Genomic DNA, 23,337 nt, shown 5'->3' with positions numbered 1-23,337 from the left:
TCGCGGCGACCGGTCGCGATGTTCCCTGCGCGCCGAATCCGACTATGTACCGGGCATGACGACGACGCCGCCGACCCCGCCCGTTCAGGACTTCATCCGCTACGACCTGCTGACGCAGAAGGCGTTGCGCGGCGTGGTGCACGACGTGCTGGCCCGCGTGGCGCGCGAGGGCGCGCCCGGCGACCATCATTTCTACATCTCCTTCCGCACCACCGATCCCGACGTCCGGCTGTCGCAGCGTCTGCGCGCGGAATATCCGGCCGAGATGACGATCGTGCTCCAGCACCAGTTCTGGGACCTGACCGTGCGCGAGGACGGCTTCGAGGTCGGCCTCTCCTTCCGCAACATCCCGGAGAAGCTGAGCGTCCCGTTCGCGTCCGTGACCGGCTTCTTCGATCCGTCCGTCCAGTTCGGGCTGAAGTTCGACAACCCCGACGCGCCCGGCGCGGCCGATGAAGACGTCGACGGAGAGACCTCCGGGGCCGCCGTCGAGCCGCTCCGTCAGCCGGAGCCGAGCGGGACGGACGAGCAAGGGGCGGACGCCTCTCCCGCGGCGGCCTCCGAGGGCGGCGCCGAGGTCGTCAGCCTGGACAAGTTCCGGAAGAAGTGACTGCGCCCGAAGGCGGCGTGACGCGGCCGAACGCCGCGTGCTAGGCACGCCTCGCGCAGATCGAAGCGCGACGACGAGCCTGGGGGCCTCCGATGACAGCGACCCGCACCGAGACCGACTCATTCGGCCCGCTGGAGGTGCCCGCGGACCGGTACTGGGGCGCGCAGACGCAGCGCTCGCTGCAGAACTTCAAGATCGGCGGCGAGACCATGCCGAAGCCGCTGGTTCGGGCGCTCGGCATCATCAAGCGCGCGGCGGCGCTCACCAACCGCGATCTCGGCATCCTCGACCCCAGGCTGGCTGAGGCCATCTCGGCCGCCGCCAAGGAGGTCGTCGACGGCAAGTTCGACGACCACTTCCCGCTCGTCGTCTGGCAGACGGGCTCCGGCACGCAGTCGAACATGAACGCCAACGAGGTGATCTCGAACCGCGCGATCGAGCTGCTTGGCGGCGCGCTCGGCTCCAAGACGCCGGTTCATCCGAACGACCACGTCAACATGAGCCAGTCGTCCAACGACACCTTCCCGACCGCGATGCACATCGCAGCCGCGGAGGAGATCGAACGCCGGCTGCTGCCCGCCCTCGCCCATCTCGCCGACGCCCTGGAAGCCAAGTCCAGGGCGTTCGAGCACATCATCAAGATCGGCCGCACGCACACCCAGGACGCGACGCCGCTCACCCTCGGCCAGGAGTTCTCGGGCTATGTCGCCCAGGTGCGGCTCGGGGCGGAGCGAATCCGCGAGACGCTGCGGCACCTCTACCCGCTCGCCCAGGGCGGCACCGCGGTCGGCACGGGCATCAACGCCAAGGTCGGCTTCGCGGAGGGCTTCGCGGCTCGCGTCGCGGAGATCACCGGCCTGCCCTTCGTGACCGCCGCCAACAAGTTCGAGGCGCTCGCCTCGCACGACGCCTATGTGCACGCCCACGGGGCGCTGAACGCGCTTGCGGCGGGCCTGTTCAAGATCGCCAACGACATCCGGCTGCTGGGGTCGGGTCCGCGCTCGGGTCTCGGAGAACTGAAGCTGCCGGAGAACGAGCCCGGCTCGTCGATCATGCCCGGCAAGGTGAACCCGACGCAGTGCGAGGCGCTGACGATGGTGTGCGCCCAGGTGTTCGGAAACAACGCGACCATCACCTTCAGCGGCAGCCAGGGCCATTTCGAGCTCAACGTCTACAAGCCCGTGATGGCGTACTGCATGCTGCAGTCGATCCGCATCCTGGCCGACGCCGCGGTCAGCTTCACGGATAATTGTGTGGTCGGCATCGAGGCCGATGAGGCCCGCATCGCTGATCTGATGAGCCGCTCGCTGATGCTGGTGACGGCGCTCGCGCCGACCATCGGCTACGACAAGGCCACCACGGTCGCGAAGACTGCGCACAAGAACGGCACGACTTTGCGCGAAGAAGCCGTGCGGCTGGGCTTCGTCACGGCCGAGGAGTTCGACCGCATCGTCCGCCCCGAGGCCATGATCCGGCCGAGCTGAATCGGCCTTAACTCCCGCACTCCCTGTTCTGTTCCCGCCGCCCTCGATTTTTACGTCACGGACGTGTAAGAGCATGGGCGTGGCAGAGATCATCAATCTGCGGCGCGCCCGGAAGAGCCGGGCGCGTGCGGCGTCCGAAAAGCTGGCTGCGGAGAACCGCACCAGGTTCGGAACGTCGAAGCAGGACAAGGATCTCGAGACCGCCCGCCGCACCTTGGCAGACAGGCGGCTCGAGGATCATCGTCGCGAGAATGGGGGCGACGCCGATTCATGACTGTACCTGGCATCGATATCGAGATCGCCAATTCCCCTGCTGAGGGCGAAGGCCATCTGCGCGCGATTCCCACTCAGGGCGCGGAAGGCGTGATCGTTCAGGAGTTGCTGGGCGACGCCGCGCCGGAGGCGGGCGCGGGATCGAACCCTGAGATCGTGAAGCGCTCGATCGTCGTGGCGGGCCACAAGACGAGCGTCAGCCTGGAGGACGCCTTCTGGCACGCGCTCAAGGACATCGCGCGGGAGCGCGCTCAGTCCCTGCGCAGCCTGGTGGCCGAGATCGACGCGCGCCGCAGCGGCGGCAATCTGTCGTCGGCCGTGCGGCTCTTCGTTCTCGACCATTACCGCCGGCGCGCGGGCGCCGCGGCGAGCGTAGCCGGCGCCTGATCGGCCTTACTGCGCCAGCGGGCTGATGATCATCGGCGGCGGCAGGATCTGCGGCTCGTCCTGAGACGGCCGCCCGGGCCGCCGGGTTCCGGGCGCCGCGGCGCCGCCCACGCCCCCATGAGCGCCGCGTTCGGTCCGAACGGCAGGCGGCGTCAGATCGAGCGGGGACGAGGGCCTCATCGGAGCGACGGCGGCCGGCGGCGGAACGGCCTCGATCAGCGAGCGCGCCTGCTCCTCCTGCCGCTTGCGCTCGGCCTCGGCGCGCGCCGCCTCCTCCGCCTTCCGGGCCTCTTCCGCCTTCCGGGCTTCTTCGGCCTTCCGCTCCTGCTCGGCGCGCTCACGCGCGATCCGGGCGCGCTCACGCATATCGGCCTCCATCGCCTCGATGCGCCTGGTCTCCCGCTCGACGGCCCGAACGGACAGCCAGCTGGTGAACGACGTGGCGTCGATCCGCCGCTTCGGCGACGCCAACGGTCCTTCGAAGGACACGCCGATCTGCGGCCCATCCGGGCGGTCTGGCGCAAGGGTCAGGTCGGCGTCGAGCGTGAGGCGCGCGAGGTCCAGCGTCGCCGAGCCGCCCAGCCGGGCCGCCCCGGAGCTCGACACCGCCCCGCTTCGCGCCACGCCGCCCGATATGGTGAAGGGCGCGGACAGCCGCCGCAGCGTCAGGTCGCCGCGTCCAAGCGGAACCTCGAGAGCGGCCGCGATCTTCGGCCCGTCGAGCGCCAGCCCCGCCTCGACCTGCGGCTCGATCCGATCGATCGCCGCAGGATCGAGCCTGCGGATCGTCCCGTCCCGCAAGGAGATCGAGCCGGCCCCTGCGAGCGAACCCACGACGGCCGCCAGCGAACGGCCCGTCCCCTGCGCGTCGAGCTTCACGTCGACCGTTCCGGCGAGCGGCGACGCGCCCCCCGACATGCCCAGCGCCTTCTCCGCGGAAGCCCCCGAAAGCGCAGCCGCAAGGGTCGCCGTCGCGTCGCTCCCTGCGCGGCTGATCCTGAGCGACCCGGTCAGCCGGCCGCCGTCGAGGTCGGCCGCGTAGTCCGCGATCGTCATCGCGTTCGGCCGAAGCGCGAGCGCGAATCTGGCGCCGGTCGCCACATGACCCGCCGCCAGCGGCGTCTCGGCGGCGGTGACCGTCAGACGCCCGCTGAGCCCTTGGAGCGGCGACCCGCCGAAGGGGGCGGTCGGCCACAGAGACGGACGCCCGCCGGGCGCGCGTCCCAAGGCCTCCGGCGAGAGCGCCAGACCGGCGAGCTCGGCCAGGGAGATGCGGTCGATCTTCAGGTCGCCCTCGAAGCCCCGGGCGGCCGTGAACGGGATCCGCAGCCGTCCGGAGAGCGCCCGGCCCGCGACCTCGCCGCGCAGATCGTCGAACCGCGCCTGCTCGTCGCCGATGACGATCTTCGCGCTCAGCCGCGCGGGCAGCGGCGGCGCGCCCCCTGGCGGCAGCCGTGCCAGCGCCTCGCCCGCCGTCGCGAGATCCGTGGAGGCGAGCGACACGTCGCCGGAGGCGCTGACGCCGGTCTCCGGGGCGAAGCCGACGGCGCCGCGGCCGGTGATCTCCAGCCCGACGCCGGAGAAGCGCGCATCGCCGCTCATCGAGCGCGTCGGAACGCCATGCAGCCTCAGCGCGATCTCGCCGCCCCGCGCCGCGGCCAGGGGACTGGTCCAGACGCCGACGAGCGCCGCCAGCCTGCGGCCGTCGCCCGAGGCGATCCGGAGGTCGAGATCCATATCGGAGTCGAGCGAGAGCTCGGAGGATGTGGCGGTCAGGTCGACCGCGCCGCCGGCCGCCTGCCCGGTGACCGAGATGCGCCGCGCCTCGCCCGCAGAGTCGACGCCGATGTCGAGTTTCAGCGGCGCCAACGCGTCCGCGCGGGCGTCGAGCAGCGCGAGGGCCGCCGGCGGGGCGCCGGCCCGTCTGCCGAGCGTCAGCAGCGGCGCCAGGTCCCGCGCCGAAAGCTTGAAGTCGAGCCTCCCGGCGCCGTCCGCGGCGAGCCTCCCGGCGCCGGACAGCGCCGCGCCGTCAGCATCCGCCACCGCCAGGCGCGTGAGCTCGATTCCGTCTGCGCCCACGAACCCTTCGACGGCGACGCCCGCCATGGTGACGCCGCCGAACACGAGCGTCTTCGCGTTCAGCGACAGCGAGAGGTCCAGAGGACCGCCGGCCAGGGCGCCGCTCGCGATGCGGCCGATCCCGAGCGCGTCGAGGTCCAGCCGGTCGGAGACGAGCTGCGCGTCAAGGCGCGGCCGCCCGCCATCCTCGCCCGAGGTCCAGGCGAGCCGTCCCGAGGAGAGCGCGCCGTCCACCGAAAGGTCGGCGTTCTGGATCTGCACGGCGCCAAGCCGCGCGCTGACGTCGCCCTTCAGGGTGATCTTCTCGCCGAGCTGCGAGCCGACGACGTCATCCCCGCGCGAGAGCCACCGCCGGAAGGACTGGAAGTCTTCGGACGCGAACGTGACCGGGCCAGCGAAGCCCGGCCCCGCCTCTCCGAACGCGACCGCTCCGGACGCCGTCATGGTCGATGCGCCCGGGAGCTCGGCGGAACCGGACTGAATCCGCCAGGCGCCCTGTTCGGCGCGAAGGACCGCGCGCAGGTCCCGGACGACGTCGCCGCCCAGCACGATCCCGCGGACGCCGATGGTCAGCTGGCCGTCGATCGGCGGGCGGGCCGCCGCCGCGAACCGGGGCGCGACGGCCGCCAGAACGTCGCCGGGGCCGCGGCCGCCGCCCCCGGCCATCCGATCGAAGTCGATCTGACGGGAGTCGAGCGTGACGTCGAAGCGCGGCGCGGGGCCGAGCGTCGCGCTCCCGCGGCCGCCGAAACGCAGCGCGCGCTCGTCAGGGCCATAAGAGGCGTCGATATCCTGAAACTCGACCAGATCGGGCCGCGCGCTGAGGCGCGCCGACACGCGCCACGGCTCGGCGGCGTCGGCCGGCTGCGGCTCCTTCCGAGGCGGGGCCGCCCGGACCAGACTGGCCTGACCCTCGAGCGTCGGCTTTGCGGCCGCGAACGAGAGCGTCCCGTCGAGATCGAAGGTCTCGGGGCGCCCGCGCGGCGCGACGTTGAGCTTGAGGCGCAGCTGGTCGGCGGCGTCGGCGCGGCCGGTGGACAGCCGCAGGCCAGCCGTTCGCCCGAAGGCGCTGCCTTCGCCCTCGAAGCGGTACGGGCCCTTGAGCGAGCCCGCCTCGGCGACGCCGTTCAGCCGGTCGAGCAGAAAGTCGCCGCTCGCCCCCTTCACCGAGACCGCGCCGTCGATGATCTCCGCGCGATCGAAGGAGATGCGCTCGGCCCTCGCGGAGCCGTGGGCGGCGGAGAACGGCGCCTCGACCGCGCCGTCGGGCCGCACCGCCATCTCCAGCCTCGGACGGACGATCTTGACGCGCTCGGCGCGGAACTCGCCGCGCAGCAGCGGGGCGATCGCGAATTCGATCTCGACCTCGGCGGCCGCCAGGCGCCCGGGCCCGCGGCCGGCCGTGAGATCACGGAAGCGGACATAGGGGCTCGGCAGGAGCCGCGCGTCGACCGCGCCCGAAACCGTCACGGGCGCGCCCACGAGCGCGCTCGCCTGCGCGGCGAACTCGTCGCGGTAGACGCTCCAGTTGATGAACCAGGGACCGATCAGGGCGACGAGCAGCGCCAGCACGAGCGCGAGCCCAAGCCCGGTGAGGGTGTTGTTCACGACGTCGGGTCCGCCCGATCCGATCGGCGACTGTCCGGCCGCCCTCCCGAGGGTCTCACTATACGCTCAGCCCCTCGTCACGGAATCACGATCTTACCGGGATTCATGATGTTCTGCGGGTCGAGCGCGCGTTTGATCGCCCGCATCGCCGCCATCGCCCCGGCCCCGTGCTCCGCCTCGAGGTGCTTCATCTTGGCCTGGCCGACGCCGTGCTCGCCCGAACAGGCGCCGCCCATCGCGAGCGCCCGCTCGACCAGCCGGCCCACGAAGGCTTCGCACGCCGCGATCTCGGCGGGATCCGCCATGTCGATCAGCGGCAGGCAGTGGAAGTTGCCGTCGCCCACATGACCGACGATCGGCGCGACCAGCCCGGAGGCGGCGATGTCGGCCTGAGTCTCCGCCACGCAATCGGCCAGGCGGGAGATCGGCACGCAGACGTCGGTGGACATCGGCCGCGCGCCGGGCCGCATGGCGGCCGCCGCCCAGAAGGCGTCGTGCCGGGCCTGCCAGAGCCGGTTGCGCTCCTCGGTCCGGGTCGCCCACTCGAACGGCCCGCCGCCAAAGTCGGCCGCGATCTCGCCGAAGCGCTCTGACTGCTCCGCCACGCCGGCGTCGCTGCCGTGGAACTCCAGGAACAGCGTCGGGACCTCGGGCAGAGCGAGCTTCGAATAGGCGTTGCAGGCGCGGACCTGCAGCGCGTCCAGCAGTTCGATGCGCGCGACCGGAATTCCGCACTGGATCGTCGCCGTCGTGGCGGCGCATGCGGCGGCGACGCTCGGAAACGGGCAGACCCCGGCGGCGATCGCCTCCGGCGTCCCATGCAGCCGCAGGGTGAGCTCGGTGATGATCCCGAGCGTGCCTTCTGATCCGACCAGAAGGCGCGTGAGATCGTAGCCGGACGAGGACTTCTTCGCCCGGCCGCCGGCGCGGATGATCTCGCCGGAGGCGAGCACCGCGGTCAGCCCCAGCACGTTGTCGCGCATCGTGCCGTAGCGGACCGCGTTGGTTCCGGAGGCGCGCGTGGCGGCCATGCCGCCCAGCGAGGCGTCGGCGCCCGGGTCGATCGGAAAGAACAGGCCCTGATCGCGGAGATGGTCGTTCAGGCGTCTTCGCGTGACGCCGGGTTGCACGACGGCGTCGAGGTCTTCCGGATGAACGGCGACGATCTCGCTCATCCGTTCCGTCGAGACGCAGACGCCGCCGAACGGGGCGTTGACGTGGCCCTCGAGCGACGTGCCGGTCCCGAACGGCACGATCGGCGCGCCGTGCCGGACGCAGAGCCGCACGACCTCCGCGACCTCCGCGGTGTCCCGCGGGAACACCACGCAGTCCGGCGGCTGGTTCTGGATCCAGGTCAGCGTATGGGCGTGCTGTTCTCTTACGGCCGCCGAAACCGAGAAGCGGTCGGCGAGGCGCCGCGAGAGCGCGTCCATCACGACCGAGAGGGCGTCCGGGGACGGCCTCATTCCGGCGGCGGGCGCCATGTCTGTCTCTCCGGGGCCAGCGAGGGTTTGCCCGCCTCTCCTAGCAGATTTCAGCCCGCGGTCTGAGAACGCAAAAAAGCCCTGCGCCGGGAGGCGCAGGGCTTTGTCGGAAGTCCGTCAGCGGAGTCCGCTCATTCCACGACTTCGACCACCTTGCGGTCGCTGTCGACGATGTAGCGGCGGTCGTTCACGACCGTGTAGCTGTAGTCGCTGTCGGGCACCTGATAGATCTCGACGTCCTGCGGCAGGGCCTTGCCCACCACGACCTCGCCTTCATAGCGCACCGACGGGCGCTCCTCGCGCACGACGTATTCCTTGACCTTCTTTGGAGGCGCGATCGCAGTGCCGATCACGCCGCCGGCGACTGCGCCGGCCGCCGCTCCGACAGGTCCGCCCAGCACCGCGCCGGTCGCGGCGCCGCCTGCGACGCCGGACGCCGTGCCTTCCTGAGCGAAAGCCGCGGCCGGGGCCGCCAGGCCGAGAGCGAGAGCAAGAACGAGAGTTTTGGAACGCATGAGGTTATCCTCCTGTGGTCCGCCCACCGTCCAAACGTCGTATGTCAAATTACGTTCCGGCCGCGTCGCCGAGAGCGAACCTCGAAATCGCCGCCTCGCGGCGCCATGTTGGCGAGGCCGCCGGGCGCGATTCGTACGCCCGCCCCCATTCTCCCTTCGGAGCTCCTGCTTGCCCGAGCCACTGGCCGACCGTCCCGGCGAATTCGCCGCCCCGCGCCCCGGCGGCATAGCCGCGCGGGCCGCCGCGGGCCTGCGCGCGGCCGGGCCGGATTATCTGGCGGGGCTCAACCCGGAGCAGCGCGAAGCGGTCGAGACGCTGGACGGCCCCCTGCTGGTGCTCGCCGGCGCGGGCACCGGCAAGACCCGCGTGCTGACGACCCGCATCGCGCACATCCTCGCGCTCGGCCGCGCCCGGCCGTTCGAGATCCTCGCAGTCACCTTCACCAACAAGGCCGCCCGCGAGATGCGGGAGCGCGTCGGCAAGCTGCTGGGCCAGGCCGCCGAGGGCATGCAGTGGCTCGGCACCTTCCACTCGATCGGCACGCGCATCCTGCGCCGTCACGCGGAGCTCGTGGGCCTGCAGTCGAGCTTCACGATCCTCGACACCGACGACCAGATCCGGCTGATCAAGCAGGTGCTCTCGGCCGAGAACATCGACGACAAGCGCTGGCCGGCGCGCCAGCTCGCCTTCGCGATCGACGGCTGGAAGAACCGCGCGCTCGGCCCCAAGGACGTGCCGGCCGGAGAGGCGCAGGCCTTCGCGGCCGGCCGCGGCGCCGAGCTCTACGGGATCTACCAGGCGCGCCTGAAGCAGCTCAACGCGGTCGATTTCGGCGACCTGCTGCTCGGGCCGATCCGCATCTTCCGCGACCATCCGGACGTGCTGGAGCAGTACCACCGCCGGTTCCGGTTCATGCTGGTGGACGAGTACCAGGACACCAACGTCGCGCAGTATCTGTGGCTGCGCCTGCTCGCGCAGGGCTCGAAGAACCTCGCCTGCGTGGGCGACGACGACCAGTCGATCTATGGCTGGCGCGGCGCGGAGGTGGAGAACATCCTGCGCTTCGAGCGCGATTTTCCGGGCGCCAAGGTGGTCCGGCTGGAGCGCAACTACCGCTCGACCGGACATATCCTCAACGCCGCCTCGCATCTGATTGCGAAGAACGAGGGCCGGCTCGGCAAGACGCTGCGGCCGCAGACCGAGCTCGGCGAGAAGGTGACGGTCGCCGGATCCTGGGATTCCGGCGAAGAGGCGCGCGCCATCGGCGACGAGATCGAGGCCCTCCAGTCGAAGGGCCACAAGCTCGACGACATGGCGATCCTCGTGCGCGCGTCGTTCCAGATGCGCGAGTTCGAAGAGCGCTTCATCACGCTCGGCCTGCCCTACCGGGTGATCGGCGGCCCGCGCTTCTACGAGCGCGCCGAGATTCGCGACGCCATGGCCTATCTCAGGGTGGTGGCGAGCCCGGCGGACGCGCTCGCGTTCGAGCGCATCGTCAACGTCCCGAAGCGGGGCCTCGGCGACGCCGCGCTCAAGCTGATCAACGAGCGCGCCCGCGCCGACGAGGTGACGCTGCCGGAAGCCGCGCGCCGGCTGTGCGACGCCGGCGAGATGAAGGGCAAGGCCCGCGCGGCGCTCAAGGACCTGATCCTGTCCTTCGACCGCTGGTCGGGGCTGATCGACAAGACGCCGCACACCGAGCTCGCCGAGATCATCCTGGAGGAGTCCGGCTACACCGACATGTGGGCCAAGGACCGCACCGCGGAGGCCCAGGGGCGGCTCGAGAACCTGAAGGAGCTCGTGCGCTCCATGGAGCCGTTCGAGAACCTGCGCGGCTTCCTCGAGCATGTCTCGCTGGTGATGGACGCCGACCGAGGCCCCAGCGAGGACGCCGTCACCATCATGACGCTGCACGGCGCCAAGGGGCTGGAGTTCGACACCGTCTTCCTGCCCGGCTGGGAGGAAGGCCTGTTCCCGCATCAGCGCTCGCTGGACGAGAGCGGCCGCGCCGGCCTCGAGGAAGAACGCCGGCTCGCCTATGTGGGCCTGACCCGCGCGCGGCGGCGCGCCAAGATCTGGTTCGCCTCGAACCGCCGCGTCCACGGCATGTGGCAGTCGTCGATCCCCTCGCGATTCCTCGACGAGCTGCCGGAGGCGGATGTCGACGTCGTGGAGGCGCCGGCGACCTTCGGCGGCGGCATGGGCGGCGGCTATGGACCGAGCCGGTTCGACAACGCGCAGCCCTTCTCCTCGACCTACGCCACGCCCGGCTGGCGGCGGGCGCAGGAGCGCGGCGGCGCGACCGCCTCGCCGGGCCCCGGCGCGCGACGCGGCGGCCCGATGACCATCGAGGGCGAGCTGGTCGCCTCGTCGAGCGCGAAGTCCGCCGGCTTCAAGCAAGGCGCGCGCGTCTTCCACCAGAAGTTCGGCAACGGCACGGTTGTCGAGGTCGACGGCAACAAGCTCACCGTCTCGTTCGACAAGGCCGGCGAAAAGCGCGTGCTGGACGGCTTCGTGAAGGCCGCGTAAGCGGGCCGTCATCCCGGACGGCCGCAGGCCGATCCGGGATCGTCTTTGATGTCGAAAGCTCGATCCTGCAAACGATCCCGGCGCTCGCTGACGCTCGGCCGGGATGACGCGGTGGGTCCTAGGGTTTAAGGCTCCGCCTCCCGCGCAAGCTCCGGAACGCCTCCGTGACCCAAACCCCCATGATCCGCCTCGCGCTCGACGAGGCCACCGCAAAGCGCGTCGCCGACATGCTCGACGACGCGTTCCCGTTCGGCGAGGTCTCGGTCTCGGCGTTCGAGACCGGCCCCAACGCCTGGAACGTCGAGGTCTACGGTTCGCCGGAGCTGTCGAGCGCCGAGCTCGCCCGGGCGATGCGCGAGGCCTTGGGACCGGAGAGCGCCGGCCTGCGGGTCGAGGAAGGCGCGATCGACGAGGCGGACTGGGTGGCGAAGAGCCTCGCCGGCCTCAACCCCGTGCCGGCCGGGCGCTTCGTGGTGCACGGCAGCCACGACCGCGACAAGATTCCGGACGGCGTCATCGGCATCGAGATCGAGGCCGCGCTCGCCTTCGGCACCGGCCATCACGGCACCACCCGCGGCTGTCTGCTGGCGATCGACGAGCTTCTGACGGAGCGCCGTTTCGAGCGCGTGCTGGACCTCGGCTCCGGCACCGGCGTGCTCGCGATCGCGATCGGCCTCGCCCAGAAGTCCCCGGTGCTCGCGACCGACATCGACGAGGTCTCGGCCCGCATCGCGGGCGAGAACGCCGAGGCCAACGGCGCGGGCGACTATGTGGAGTCGATCCACGCCACCGGCTTCGACCATCCGGCGTTCGCCGAGCGCGGCCCCTTCGACCTGATCGTCGCCAACATCCTCGCCGGCCCGCTGGTCGAGCTCGCCCCCGACGTGAAACGCAATCTCGCCGCAGGCGGCCGGGTCGTCCTGTCAGGTCTGATGAACCACGAGGCGGAGCGGGTTGCGGCGGCCTATGCGGCGCAGGGGCTGGAGGTCGTGGCGTCGCGTCAACTCGAAGGGTGGTCCACGTTGATCTTGGCCGCAGCCAAGGAGACGTGATAGGGCGGATCGTTCCAGATCGCGCCGGTCTGGGCGAAGCTAGGCCGCATGTCTCACCTCCACCCGCGGCAAGAGGGACGCATGCCTCAGATCGACAACATCAAGAACATCCTCGTCGTCGCGACCGAAGAGGGAGAGGGCGAGCGTTCCTCCGCTCTGGCCTATGGCCTGTCGCTCGCCGCCCAGGCCGACGCCCGGCTGGTGATCCACTCGGGCTCGGTGCCGCTCAACGTCCCGCATACGCGTAGCTCGGCGATCGTCGGGCAGCTTGTCGCCGAGGAGAACGCCCGGCTCCGCAAGCTCACCGAGCGGGTGGCGGAAGAGACCCGCAAGGCCGCGGCGCTCTCCGGCGTCACCTGCGTCGTGGAAGCGCCGCAGCTCTCCTATGCCGACCTCCGTGACCGTATTCTCGCGCAGGCCCGCGTCAGCGACCTGATCGTTCTGGACGCGGATCCGAGCGCCATCACGATCGACGGCGGCCTGCTCCGGAAGCTGATCTTCGCGAGCGGCCGGCCGAGCATCGTGGTCCCGAAGGGCGTCCGTGAGTTCGGCTGCAGGCGCATCATCGTCGCGTGGGACGGAAGCGAGCCTGCGGCGCGGGCCGTGGCCGCCGCCATGCCCTTCCTGCGCGCCGCCGAGCTGGTCGAGATCGTCTGCTATCTCGGCGAGAAGGACCTGACGCGGAGCGCGCCGGGGGCGGACATCGCCGTCGCCCTCGGCCGGCACGGCGTGAACGCCGTCGTCAAGGACCTGCCCGCCGGCCGCGACATCGGCGAGAGTCTCAGGGAGCAGGCCGGGCTCTCCCGCGCCGACCTGATCGTCATGGGCGCCTTCGCTCGATCCTCCGTCGTGGAATGGCTGTTCGGCGGCGTGACGCAGAGCATGCTGGAGAACACCCGGGCGCCGCTGTTGATGGACCACTGACGCGACGCTGACGCAGATGCGCCTTCGACCGCGCTGGCCTACAAAGCCGACCGGCCTGGAGGAGCGCCCATGTTCGAAGCCCGGTTCCAGTCGTTCGAGGAGACCGCCGACCCCTCCCAGGGGGCGGCGCGGCTCGCGGCGCTGCGCAGTGCGCTTGCGGCGGATGGCCTCGACGGCTTCCTGCTGCCGCGGGCGGACGAGCACCAGAACGAATACCTGCCGCCCTCCGCGGAGCGGCTGGCCTGGCTGACCGGCTTCACGGGCTCCTTCGGCTTCGTGATCGTTCTGCCTGAAAAGGCGGCGCTTTTTGTCGACGGTCGCTACACGGTTCAGGCCCGCTCGCAGGTCGACCAGAAGGCTTTCGTGATCGTCAACGTCGCGGAGCTTTCGCCGTCCGAATGGCTGAAGCAGAACGCCGTTCGCGGCCAGCGCGTCGGCTACGATCCAAAACTGCACACCGTGGACGGCTTCGAGCGTTTCGAGGCCGCGGCCAAGGGGGCGGAGATCGAGCTCGTCGCGGTTCGGGACAATCCGCTCGACGCGCTGTGGACCGACCGCCCCGCCCCGCCGCTCGCGCCGGTCGCGCCGCACGACGACGCGCTCGCCGGCGAAGGCGCCGCGGCGAAGATCGCGCGGGTCCAGAGCGAGCTCGCCAGGGTGAAGGCCGACGCGCTGCTCGTCACCGACGCGCACTGCCTCGCCTGGCTGTTCAACATCCGCGGCGGCGACGTCGCCCACACGCCGCTGCCGCTCGGCTTCGCCGTCGTGCGCCGGGAGGGGCGGCCGGATCTGTTCCTCGATTCCCGCAAGCTCTCCAACGCCGTGCGCGCGGCGCTCTCACGGATCGCCGAGGTCGCGGAGCCGAAAGATCTGGAGGGCGCGCTCGGCAGGCTCGGCGCCGGGCAGGCGAAGGTGCGGCTCGATCCGTCAGGATCTGCGGTGGCCTACGCCCGCTCGCTCGAGGCCGCCGGCGCGACCGTGCAGCGCGGCCCCGACCCGATCGCGAAGCTGAAAGCGGTGAAGAACGCCGCCGAGATCGCCGGCGCCCGCGCCGCGCACCTACGGGACGCCGCAGCCCTGTGCCGCTTCCTGTGCTGGCTCGACCGCGAGGCCCCCAAAGGCGCGCTGGACGAGATCGGCTGCGCCGAGGCGCTGGAGACCTTCCGGCGCGAGACGGGCAAGCTGAAGGAGATCTCCTTCGACTCGATCTCGGCCGCCGGCCCCAACGCCGCGCTGCCGCACTATCGCGTGACGCGCGCCACCAACCGTAAGCTCACCCCCGGCTTCTACCTGATCGATTCCGGCGCGCAGTATGAGGACGGCACCACCGACGTGACCCGCACGGTGGTGATCGGGGCTGCGAGCGAGGAGATGAAGGACCGCTTCACGCGCGTCCTTCGCGGCCACATCGCGATCTCGACCGCGGTGTTCCCGAAGGGCGTCAGCGGCGCGCAGATCGACGCCTTCGCGCGCCGTCCGCTATGGGAGGCGGGGCTCGATTTCGACCATGGCACCGGCCACGGCGTCGGCTCCTATCTCTCGGTTCACGAGGGCCCGCAGCGCATCTCGAAGCTCGGGACCGTCCCGCTCGAGCCGGGCATGATCCTGTCCAACGAGCCCGGCTACTACAGGGAAGGTCATTACGGCATCCGCACCGAGACGCTGGTGCTGGTGGAGAAGCGCGCGATCCCCGGCGCGGAGCGCGAGATGTACGGCTTCGAGACGCTGACGCTCGCCCCGATCGACCGCCGCGCGATCGAGCCGGCGCTGCTGACCACGGGCGAGCGCGCCTGGCTCGACGGCTACCACGCCCGGGTGCTCGCCGAGGTCGGACCGCTGGTCGACCGCGAGACGCGCGCGTGGCTGGAAGCCGCCTGCGCGCCCCTGTAAGGCGGGCGCTCCCTCGTCATGGCCCGGTCAGGCCTGACCATGACGGCGAAGGTTCCCGCCCCGAAACGCGCGGCAAGATCGCTTCACTCCTGAACCCGGAAGCCCCCGATGTCCCGCTCCGCCCTCCTCCTCCTCGCCGTCGCAGGGCTCTATGGCGCGGTCGGCGTCGCCGCCGCCGCCGCGGGGGCGCACATGACCGGCGACCCGCGGCTTGCGACCGCCGCCAGCTTCCTGATGCTGAACGCGGCCGCGATCGTCGGCGTGGTGGCCGTCTCCGCCGGCCTGGGGCGGTTCGGACTTCTGCCGGCCGCAGGGCTCGCGCTCGGCGCGCTGCTGTTCTCCGGCGACCTGATGATCCGCGTCGCCTATGGGGCGAGCCCGCTGCCGATGGCGGCCCCGACCGGCGGCATGATCCTCATCCTGAGCTGGATCGCTCTCGTCCTGCTCTCCCTCGTCGCCGCGATCAGGCGGCGAGGCTAGGCCCGGCGCGCGTCGGCGCGGGCCTCGGCTCCCTGAGCGCGAGGACGAGCAGCAGCGCCGGGAGCCCGGACACGAAAGTCAGCGCGAAATAGACCGGGAAGCCACTGGCGCTGGCGACGAAGCCGGAGCCGCCCGCCAGCAGATGGCCGGGCAGCGCGTAGATCGAGCTCAGCACGGCGTAGCGGGTGGCGGAGAATTCCGAGGCCGCAAGCTTCGACATGAAGGCGATCAGCGCGGTGCCGGCGATCGCGGAGGCCACATTGTCGAAGCTGATCGTGGCGGCGAGCATCAGCACGCTGTGCCCGGTCACGGCGAGCGCGCTGTAGAACAGGTTCGTGGCCGCTGACGCCACGATCCCGATTATCAGGACCGTGCGCAGCGAAAGCCGGGTCAGCAGGAAGCCGCCCACGAAGGCGCCGAAGATCCCGAGAACGACGCCGAACACCTTGGTGACGTTGGCGATCTCGATATTGGTGAAGCCGAGGTCCTTGTAGAGCGGCGACGACATCACGTTGGCCAGCTGGTCCGGCACCCGGTAGAGCCCGATCATCGCCAGCGTCGTGAGGGGCGTGGCGGCGACCAGCGCCATGAGATCCTTCAGCGGGGCCGCGAGCGCCAGGCCCCTGGCGGCGGGGTCGCGCGGCTCGTCGTCTCTCGGGGTGCGCGGGATGAGGGTCGCGGTCACGACCGCGATCAGCGCCATGATCCCCGCCATCGCCGAATAGGCGCCGACCCAGTCGAGGCCCTCCGCGAGGTAGAGCGCGCCCGCGCCGGCGGTCAGCATCGCGAGGCGATAGCCGAGCTGGTAGGCGGCGACCAGCAGCCCCTGCTCCTCCGTCGGCGCGAGCTCGACGCGCCACCCGTCGACGGCCGCGTCCTGCGACGCCGAGGCGATGGCGGCCGCGAAGCAGGCCGCGGCCGCAAGCGGCAGGTTGGTCGCCGGATCGCCGAACGCCATCGCGGCGAGCCCCGCGGTCACGCCGAGCTGCGCGAGCAGGATCCAGGCCCGCCGGCGCCCGAAGATCCGCCCGAATGGCCCAAGCGCGTAGGCGTCCATCACGGGCGCGATCAGGAATTTGAGGCTGTAGGCGATGCTCGCCCATGACAGCAGCCCGATCACCTGGAGGCTGACGCCCGCCTCGCGCATCCAGAACGCGAAGGTGCCGCCGACCAGCAGCAGCGGCAGCCCCGAGGCGTAGCCGAGCAGACCGCTCGCGAGCCGCTTGGCGAGCATCGGCCGCGGGACGTCGCGGCCTTCGGCCGGGCTCTGCGCAGATTCGGACACGGCGGCTCCCTGGGAACGAGGCGGACTCGCGCCTTGGCGCCGCCGAGTCGTGGCGGATTCGGCCTGGCTTAGCCAGCCGCCGGACGGCCCACCGCGCCCGACTTCATCAGTTGACTCGTTCTATAGATTGTGTGGATAGTTTCGAACTCCGCTGCTTCGCCGCGCCGGCCTGGACCCCTCGGGCCACGCGGCAGGCGGCGGAGCCCAGTCTCACGGGAGGCGACATGAAGCTCGACGGGAAGGCTCTGCTGGCCTTCATCATCCCCGCGCTCCTGCTGCTCGGCTGGCAGGCCCTCTCCAGCCTCGGCGAGATTCCCGAGTCCGTGCTGCCGGCCCCGACCGCCGTCGCGGCCGCCGGGTGGCGGCTCGCCTGGACCGGCGAGCTGTGGAGCAACGTCACGATCAGCACCTGGCGCGCGGTGATCGGCCTGATCATCGGCGGCGGCGTCGGTTTCGCCTTCGGCCTCGCCAATGGCCTGTCGCGGCTCTCGGAGCGGCTGACCGACCCCACCCTGCAGATGGTGCGGACCATCCCGCACCTCGCGATGATCCCGCTCGTCATCCTGTGGTTCGGCATCGACGAGACCGCCAAGATCTTCCTCGTCGCGCTCGGCGTGTTCTTCCCCGTCTACCTGAACACGCTGCACGGCATCCGCACGGTCGACGCCCAGCTCGTCGAGATGGCCCGCGCCTACGGCATGTCGGCCTGGGAGCTGTTCGCCCGCGTCGTGCTTCCGGGCGCGCTGCCGTCGATTTTCGTCGGCCTGCGCTACGCCCTCGGCATCATGTGGCTGACCCTGATCGTCGCGGAGACGATCTCGGCCTCCACCGGCCTCGGCTACATGGCCATGAACGCCCGCGAATTCATGATGGTCGACGTCGTCGTGCTGTCGATCCTCATCTACGCCGCCCTCGGCAAGCTCGCGGACTCGCTCGCCAGGCTGCTCGAGCGCGCGACGCTCTCCTGGCACCCCGCCTACCTCCCCGCCTGAGGCTGACGATGACAGCAAGCAATCCCGCCATGCCGTTCGCGCCGACGGTCCTCGCTCCGGTTCAGTCCCGGGCCGCGTCGGAGGCCGCCGCGATCGATCTGCGCGGCCTGAGCCGCAGCTTCGGCGACAAGCAGGTGCTGCGGCAGGTCGACCTTCACGTGCCGGCCGGCCAGTTCCTCGCGATCGTCGGTCGCAGCGGCTGCGGCAAGAGCACGCTGCTGCGCATCCTGCTCGGCCTCGACGCGCCCACCTCCGGCGCGGTCGCGGTCGGCGACGGCCGCCGCGCGGGGCTGAGCCGCATCATGTTCCAGGAGCCGCGCCTGCTTCCCTGGGCGCGCGTGCTCGACAATGTCCGGGTCGGCGCGCCGCGCGGCGAGGGCAAGGCCGCCGGCCGCGCCGCGGCGCAAGCGGCGCTCGAGCAGGTCGGCCTGGGCGACCGCGCGGGCGAATGGCCCTCCGTGCTGTCCGGCGGCCAGAAGCAGCGCGTGGCGCTCGCCCGCGCGCTCGTCAGCCGCCCCTCCCTGCTGGCGCTCGACGAGCCGCTCGGCGCGCTCGACGCGCTGACGCGGATCGAGATGCAGAACCTGCTCGAAAGCGTCTGGCGGCGCCAGCGCTTCACCGCGGTGCTCGTCACCCACGACGTCTCGGAAGCGCTCGCCCTCGCCGACCGCGTCATCCTCATCGAGGAGGGACGCCTCGCGCTCGACCTCCCGGTCTCCCTCCCGCGGCCGCGGCGCAGGGGCTCGCCCGAGATGGCGCGGCTCGAGGGCGAGATCCTCGACCGCCTGTTCGGCAAGCCGGCGCCCGTCGAGCGGGTCGCGGCGGGCGCGCCGCAGGAGGCGGTCGCGTGAGCCGCGACGGCCGCGCGGCCAGCGCCCCGGCCGGGGACCGGCGCCGATGTAGCGGGCGCCTTCCCGCGGCGGCCGAGGCCGCCGCCCGCGCCTGATCATCAAGCACAGAACGGCTCATGCGCCGTCTTCAGGAATCCACCAGATGACGAAGCTTTCCCGCCTCATCCGCCTCTCCCTCGCGGCGACGCTGCTCGCCGCCGCCGCAGGGGTTCCGGGCGCTTCCGCGGCCGACCGCGTTCTGCGGATCGGCTACCAGAAATACGGCACCCTGATCCTGCTGAAGGGCAAGGGCACGCTCGAGGAGAAGCTCAAGCCGCTCGGCGTGACGGTCAGATGGGCCGAGTTCCAGTTCGGCCCGCCTCTGCTGGAGGCCGTCAACGCCGGCGCGATCGACTTCGGCACGACCGGCGAGGCGCCGCCGATCTTCGCCCAGGCGGCCAGCGACAGGCTGGCCTATGTGGCGAACGACCCGGCCTCGCCGCGGGGCGAGGCGATCCTCGTTCCGAAGGACAGCCCGATCCGGACGCTGGCCGACCTCAAGGGCAAGAACATCGCGGTCGCGAAGGGCTCGAACAGCCACTACCTGCTGGTGAAGGCGCTCGAGAAGGGCGGCGTCCCCTATTCGGACGTGACGCTCTCCTGGCTGGCCCCGGCCGACGCGCGCTCCGCCTTCACGCGCGGATCGGTCGACGCCTGGTCGGTGTGGGACCCCTATTACGCAGCCGCCGAAGCGGCGGGCGCGCGGGTGCTGACGGACGGGACCGGCATCGTCGAGAACCATCAGTTCTTCCTGACCTCGCGCGACTACGCCAAGGACAATGAGGACGTGCTGCGGGCCGTGCTCTCGGAGCTGCGCGCGGTGGAGGAATGGGTCGCGAAGGACCCCGCGGCGGCCGCGGCCGAACTCGCGCCGCTCGTCGGCATCCCGGCCCCGCTGCTCACCACCGCGATCTCCCGCCAGGGGCTGGGCGTCCAGCCGGTCACGCCGGAGGTCGTCGCCGCCCAGCAGCGCATCGCCGACACCTTCCTGAAGCTGAAGCTCCTGCCCAAGCCGATCGTCGTCGAAGACGCCGTCCTGAAGCTCAAGACCGCGGAGGTCGCGAAATGAGCCGTCACGCCGCGCATCAGGCCAATGTGCTTTGGTTCCTGCCCACCCATGGCGACGGCCGCTATCTCGGCTCCGCGAAGGGCGGCCGGGCCGTTGACCTCACCTATCTCACGCAGGTCGCGCAGGCGGCCGACCGGCTCGGCTATTTCGGGGTGCTGCTGCCGACCGGAAAATCCTGCGAGGACAGCTGGGTCGTCGCCTCGGCGCTCGCGCCGCTGACCCAGAAGCTTCGCTTCCTGGTGGCGGTGCGGCCGGGTCTGCAGTCCCCGACGGTGGCCGCGCGCATGACCGCGACCCTCGACCGAATCTCGAACGGGCGTCTGCTGATCAACGTCGTCACCGGCGGCGACCCGGTCGAGAACGCCGGCGACGGCGTCTTCCTCGACCATGACGAGCGCTACGAGGTGACGAACGAGTTCCTCGAGATCTATCGCGACCTGCTGCGCGGCAGGACCGTGAACTTTGACGGCGAGCACCTGAAGATCGAAGGCGGGAAGCTGCTGTTCGAGCCGCACCAGAAGGACGGCCCGCCGCTCTATTTCGGCGGCTCGTCCCCCGCGGCCACCAATGTGGCGGCCGCTCTGGTGGACAAGTACCTGACCTGGGGCGAGCCTCCGGCGCAGGTCGCGGAGAAGATCGCAGGCGTGCGGACGCTTGCGGACCGCATCGGCCGGAAGGTCACCTTCGGCATCCGCCTGCACGTGATCGTGCGCGAGACCAACGCCGAGGCGTGGGACGCCGCCGACAGGCTGATCAGCCAGGTCGACGACCAGACGATCGCGGCCGCCCAGAAGGTCTACGCCCGCATGGACTCGGTGGGACAACAGCGGATGGCCGCCCTGCATGGCGGGCGGCGCGACAAGCTCGAGGTCAGTCCCAACCTGTGGGCGGGCGTCGGCCTGGTGCGCGGCGGCGCCGGCACGGCCCTGGTCGGCGATCCGCAGACCGTCGCGGCGCGCATGAAGGAGTACATGGCGGCCGGCGTCGACACCTTCATCCTCTCCGGCTACCCGCACCTCGAGGAAGCCTATCGCGTGGCGGAGCTGGTGTTCCCGCTGCTCCCGCTCGCGACGCAGGCCGGCGACCGGCCTGTCCCGGTCAACATGGGCCCGTTCGGCGAGACCATCGCGAACGCCGTGCGGCCCGAGCTGCGGATCGCCGAGTCATGAGCGGGCGCGGCCGGCTGGTCGTCGCGGTGATCGGCGGCGGCTTCGTCGGCGCCGCGCTGGCCTATCAGCTGGCCCGACGGGCGCCGGACGTGTTCCGGATCGTCGTCATCGAGCCGAGGCCGCAGCTCGGCGGCGGGCTCGCCTACTCGACGCCCGATCCGGCGCACCGGACCAACGTTCCGGCGTCGCGCATGACCTTCCTGCCGTCCGACCCCTGCCATTTCGACCGCTGGCTGAAGGCGGACGGGGCGCTGAGGGACGACCCCGAGGCGACGCTGCCGGACGGCCGGAAGTTTCCGCGGCGAAGCCTGTTCGGCCGCTACGCCGCCGAGACGATCGAACCGTTCCTCCTGACCGGCGAGATCGAGCATCTCTGCGACCGCGCGACGGCGGTCCGCGAGACCGCCGACGGCTACCGGATAGAGCTCGCCGAGGGCGCCGCTCAGGAGGCGGACTTCGTGGCGCTCGCCGCCAGCCATCCGGCGCCGGCCGCACCGCCGCCGCTCGCGCATTTCGCCGGCGATCCACGGCTGATCCGCAACGCGATGACCGGGCAGGCGTTGCGCCGGCTCTCCCCGGACGCCCGCGTGCTGATCGTGGGCTGCGGGCTCGCCATGGCGGACATCGTGGCGTCGCTGGACGCGCGTGGACATGGCGGCCCGATCCACGCGATCTCCCGGCGCGGGCTCATTCCGCGCCCGCACGCCGATGCGCCGGGCGAGTTCGGCGCCTTCGCCGAGGCCCCGAGCCGCACGGCGCTCGCCCTTCTTCGGCGCGTCCGCGGGACGATCCGGCTCGCCGAAGCCGAGGGGCGCCCCTGGCAGCACGTCATGGACGCCTGCCGGACGCAGGGGCGCGCGATCTGGGCGGCTCTCCCGCCGGCCGAGCGTCGCCGCCTCGCGCGACGGCTGCGTCCGTTCTGGGACGCCCATCGCTTCCGGGTCGCGCCTCAGACGGACGCGGTGCTGCGGCGCCGGCTTCGCGAGGGCGGGCTGCGGGTGGACGCCGCGCGGATCGTGGAGGCCAAGCCGAACGACGCCGCCATCGAGGTGACGATCCAGCATCGCGGCGGCCGCCTTGAGACCGGCGCGTTCGACGCGGTGGCGCTAGCGACCGGCCCGGCGCACCGCGCCCTGGTCGAGACCGATCCGCTGTTCTTCGAACTGCATCGAAGCGGCCTGGTCACGCTCGATGACGTCGGTCTCGCGCTCGCGGTCGACGGGCGAAGCCGGGCCGTCGGCCGCGGCGGGCGCGCACGACCGACGTTCTGGATCGCAGGCCCTCTCGCCCGGGGCGCCTTCGGCGAATTGATGGGCCTGCCGGAGGTCGGGCGGCATGCGGAGGAGGTCGCCGGCGACGTCATCCGCAGCTATGCGGGCAGGGTCGCGGAGGCCCGCGTCGTCGCCTGACGCCATCCTGTCGCAGACGGTTGTTCTCCCACGCCGGCCGCCTATCTCGCGGGTTCGCGACGCCGGGGGCGTCACGCAAGATTGAGGCCCAGCGCGGGAAGCCCGATTGTGCCGGTCGGGCGCCGTGATTATCCCCGAGGTACGCAGATCCGACGGCCCGGCCGTCCGCGCACGCGGGAGAGTGACGAGATGACCGCCATGTCGCGCAGAACCATCCTGGCGGCTGCAGCCGCCGCGTCGGCGGCCTCCGGGGTCGCGTCCGGAACCGCCAGAGCCGCCGCGCCGGCCGCCGGACGGCAGGCGCCGGGCGTCTACCGCTACCATGTCGGCTCGTTCGAGGTGACGGCGCTGACCGACGGCGTCGCCCGTCGCCCGCTTGACGCCACCCTCGTCCGCAACGCCCCGCTCGAGGACGTCAGACAGGCGCTCGACCAGGCCTTCCTCAGCATCGACAAGGTCTCGATCCCCTTCACCTGCGTGGTCGTCAACACCGGCGGCAGGCTTGTGCTGATCGACGCCGGCACCGGCGGCTTCCTGGCCCCCACGGCAGGGCAGCTCTACGAGAACATGGCGGCCGCGGGCGTCGACCCCAAGGCCATCGACATGGTCCTGATCTCGCATTTCCACCCCGACCACATCGCCGGCCTGCGCCTCAAGGACGGAACCGCCGCGTTCCCGAACGCCGAGGTGCTGGTCCCCCAGGCCGAGTGGGCGTTCTGGATGGACGAAGGCCAGATGAGCCGCGCCCCGGACGCGCTGCAGCCCGCCTTCAAGATGGTTCGCCGGGTGTTCGAGCCGATGGCCCGGGAGGTCCGCAAGTTCGAGCGCGAAGCGGAGGTGACGCCGGGGATCACGGCGCTGCCGGCGCCCGGACACACGCCCGGCCACACCGCTTTCCGCCTGAGCTCGGAAGGCAAGGACCTGATCATCTGGTCCGACGTGACGAACCACCCCGCCCTGTTCGTCCGGAATCCCGGATGGCATGCGGTGTTCGACATGGATCCCGAACTCGCCGAAACGACGCGCCGGCGGATGCTGGACATGGTGGCCGCCGACCGGCTGCCGATCGCCGGCTACCACTTCCCCTTCCCGGCCGTCGGCCACATCGCGCGGCGCGGCACGAGCTACACGTTCGTTCCGGTGATGTGGGACGCCGCGCTCTAGGCCTTGAACCCTCCCGCGGATGGACGAACGGCTCCGGCCCCGT

19 protein-coding genes are annotated in these 23,337 nt (G+C 71.4%); 15 read left to right on the top strand and 4 right to left on the bottom strand.

Annotation, left to right across the window (positions count from 1 at the left end; genetic code table 11):
- Nucleotides 1–55: 55 nt before the first annotated feature.
- The 4 genes from GGR24_RS03200 to GGR24_RS03185 all read left to right on the top strand — a co-directional run bounded on the left by GGR24_RS03200 (nucleotide 56) and on the right by GGR24_RS03185 (nucleotide 2,754).
- On the top strand, nucleotides 56–610 hold the full coding sequence (locus tag GGR24_RS03200; protein ID WP_183393830.1) for an SspB family protein: 555 nt from the start codon (nucleotides 56–58) through the stop codon (nucleotides 608–610).
- A gap of 92 nt (nucleotides 611–702) precedes the next feature.
- Nucleotides 703–2,094, top strand: coding sequence for a class II fumarate hydratase (gene fumC / locus GGR24_RS03195; RefSeq protein WP_183393829.1), 1,392 nt, complete (start codon nucleotides 703–705; stop codon nucleotides 2,092–2,094).
- Between the two features lie 79 nt (nucleotides 2,095–2,173).
- A complete protein-coding gene (locus tag GGR24_RS03190; RefSeq protein WP_183393828.1) occupies nucleotides 2,174–2,368 on the top strand; it encodes a DUF4169 family protein in 195 nt (64 codons plus the stop codon).
- Nucleotides 2,369–2,520: 152 nt separating this feature from the next.
- Nucleotides 2,521–2,754 carry a ribbon-helix-helix domain-containing protein gene (locus tag GGR24_RS03185; RefSeq protein ID WP_343066213.1) on the top strand — a complete coding sequence of 78 codons (234 nt, stop codon included), beginning with the start codon at nucleotides 2,521–2,523 and terminating at the stop codon, nucleotides 2,752–2,754.
- 6 nt (nucleotides 2,755–2,760) lie between these two features.
- Here the strand turns inward: GGR24_RS03185 and GGR24_RS17820 are convergent, their stop codons facing one another.
- The 3 genes from GGR24_RS17820 to GGR24_RS03170 form a co-directional block, all read right to left on the bottom strand.
- Complete coding sequence (locus tag GGR24_RS17820; protein ID WP_183393826.1) at nucleotides 2,761–6,441, bottom strand: AsmA family protein; 3,681 nt, start codon at nucleotides 6,439–6,441, stop codon at nucleotides 2,761–2,763.
- Between the two features lie 77 nt (nucleotides 6,442–6,518).
- On the bottom strand, nucleotides 6,519–7,925 hold the full coding sequence (locus GGR24_RS03175) for an FAD-binding oxidoreductase (protein WP_183393825.1): 1,407 nt from the start codon (nucleotides 7,923–7,925) through the stop codon (nucleotides 6,519–6,521).
- 131 nt (nucleotides 7,926–8,056) lie between these two features.
- The gene (locus GGR24_RS03170) at nucleotides 8,057–8,440 is read right to left on the bottom strand and encodes a DUF1236 domain-containing protein (protein WP_183393824.1); all 384 of its coding nucleotides are present in this window, start codon (nucleotides 8,438–8,440) and stop codon (nucleotides 8,057–8,059) included.
- 169 nt (nucleotides 8,441–8,609) lie between these two features.
- Between GGR24_RS03170 and GGR24_RS03165 the strand changes: the two genes are divergently transcribed.
- From GGR24_RS03165 to GGR24_RS03145, 5 genes are all read left to right on the top strand, one after another.
- Nucleotides 8,610–10,970 (top strand): ATP-dependent helicase, encoded by a 2,361-nt coding sequence (locus GGR24_RS03165; RefSeq protein WP_183393823.1) that lies wholly within the window; start codon nucleotides 8,610–8,612, stop codon nucleotides 10,968–10,970.
- Between the two features lie 164 nt (nucleotides 10,971–11,134).
- Nucleotides 11,135–12,022 (top strand): 50S ribosomal protein L11 methyltransferase, encoded by an 888-nt coding sequence (locus GGR24_RS03160; protein ID WP_343066178.1) that lies wholly within the window; start codon nucleotides 11,135–11,137, stop codon nucleotides 12,020–12,022.
- An 81-nt stretch (nucleotides 12,023–12,103) separates the two neighbouring features.
- Entirely contained in the window at nucleotides 12,104–12,946 is an 843-nt protein-coding gene (locus tag GGR24_RS03155) for a universal stress protein (RefSeq protein WP_183393822.1), read from the top strand.
- 69 nt (nucleotides 12,947–13,015) lie between these two features.
- Nucleotides 13,016–14,836: an aminopeptidase P family protein gene (locus GGR24_RS03150; RefSeq protein ID WP_183393821.1), complete on the top strand. Its 1,821-nt coding sequence runs from the start codon at nucleotides 13,016–13,018 to the stop codon at nucleotides 14,834–14,836.
- 108 nt (nucleotides 14,837–14,944) lie between these two features.
- On the top strand, nucleotides 14,945–15,316 hold the full coding sequence (locus GGR24_RS03145) for a DUF423 domain-containing protein (RefSeq protein WP_183393820.1): 372 nt from the start codon (nucleotides 14,945–14,947) through the stop codon (nucleotides 15,314–15,316).
- On the opposite strand, the gene GGR24_RS03140 is transcribed toward GGR24_RS03145, so the two are convergent.
- Nucleotides 15,300–16,601, bottom strand: coding sequence for an AmpG family muropeptide MFS transporter (locus GGR24_RS03140; protein WP_343066177.1), 1,302 nt, complete (start codon nucleotides 16,599–16,601; stop codon nucleotides 15,300–15,302). The genes GGR24_RS03145 and GGR24_RS03140 overlap by 17 nt on opposite strands.
- Nucleotides 16,602–16,825: 224 nt before the next feature.
- Here GGR24_RS03140 and GGR24_RS03135 point away from each other — a divergent pair, with 224 nt between their 5' ends.
- From GGR24_RS03135 to GGR24_RS03110, 6 genes are all read left to right on the top strand, one after another.
- The gene (locus GGR24_RS03135) at nucleotides 16,826–17,593 is read left to right on the top strand and encodes an ABC transporter permease subunit (protein WP_183393819.1); all 768 of its coding nucleotides are present in this window, start codon (nucleotides 16,826–16,828) and stop codon (nucleotides 17,591–17,593) included.
- Between the two features lie 8 nt (nucleotides 17,594–17,601).
- Nucleotides 17,602–18,444: an ATP-binding cassette domain-containing protein gene (locus GGR24_RS03130; RefSeq protein ID WP_183393818.1), complete on the top strand. Its 843-nt coding sequence runs from the start codon at nucleotides 17,602–17,604 to the stop codon at nucleotides 18,442–18,444.
- Between the two features lie 142 nt (nucleotides 18,445–18,586).
- Complete coding sequence (locus tag GGR24_RS03125; protein ID WP_183393817.1) at nucleotides 18,587–19,552, top strand: sulfonate ABC transporter substrate-binding protein; 966 nt, start codon at nucleotides 18,587–18,589, stop codon at nucleotides 19,550–19,552.
- Complete coding sequence (gene ssuD, locus GGR24_RS03120) at nucleotides 19,549–20,721, top strand: FMNH2-dependent alkanesulfonate monooxygenase (RefSeq protein WP_183393816.1); 1,173 nt, start codon at nucleotides 19,549–19,551, stop codon at nucleotides 20,719–20,721. The genes GGR24_RS03125 and ssuD overlap by 4 nt, the downstream gene beginning before the upstream one ends.
- Nucleotides 20,718–22,130, top strand: coding sequence for an FAD/NAD(P)-binding protein (locus GGR24_RS03115; RefSeq protein ID WP_183393815.1), 1,413 nt, complete (start codon nucleotides 20,718–20,720; stop codon nucleotides 22,128–22,130). Before ssuD ends, GGR24_RS03115 begins: the two co-directional genes overlap by 4 nt.
- Before the next feature lie 189 nt (nucleotides 22,131–22,319).
- Nucleotides 22,320–23,294 (top strand): MBL fold metallo-hydrolase, encoded by a 975-nt coding sequence (locus GGR24_RS03110; protein ID WP_183393814.1) that lies wholly within the window; start codon nucleotides 22,320–22,322, stop codon nucleotides 23,292–23,294.
- The last annotated feature ends 43 nt before the right edge of the window (nucleotides 23,295–23,337 follow it).

The organism is Hansschlegelia beijingensis (genome assembly GCF_014196425.1).
Taxonomy (GTDB): Bacteria; Pseudomonadota; Alphaproteobacteria; order Rhizobiales; family Methylopilaceae; genus Methylopila; species Methylopila beijingensis.
Note: the sequence above shows the minus strand (reverse complement) of the source record. Positions and strands in the feature narration are given on the sequence as shown.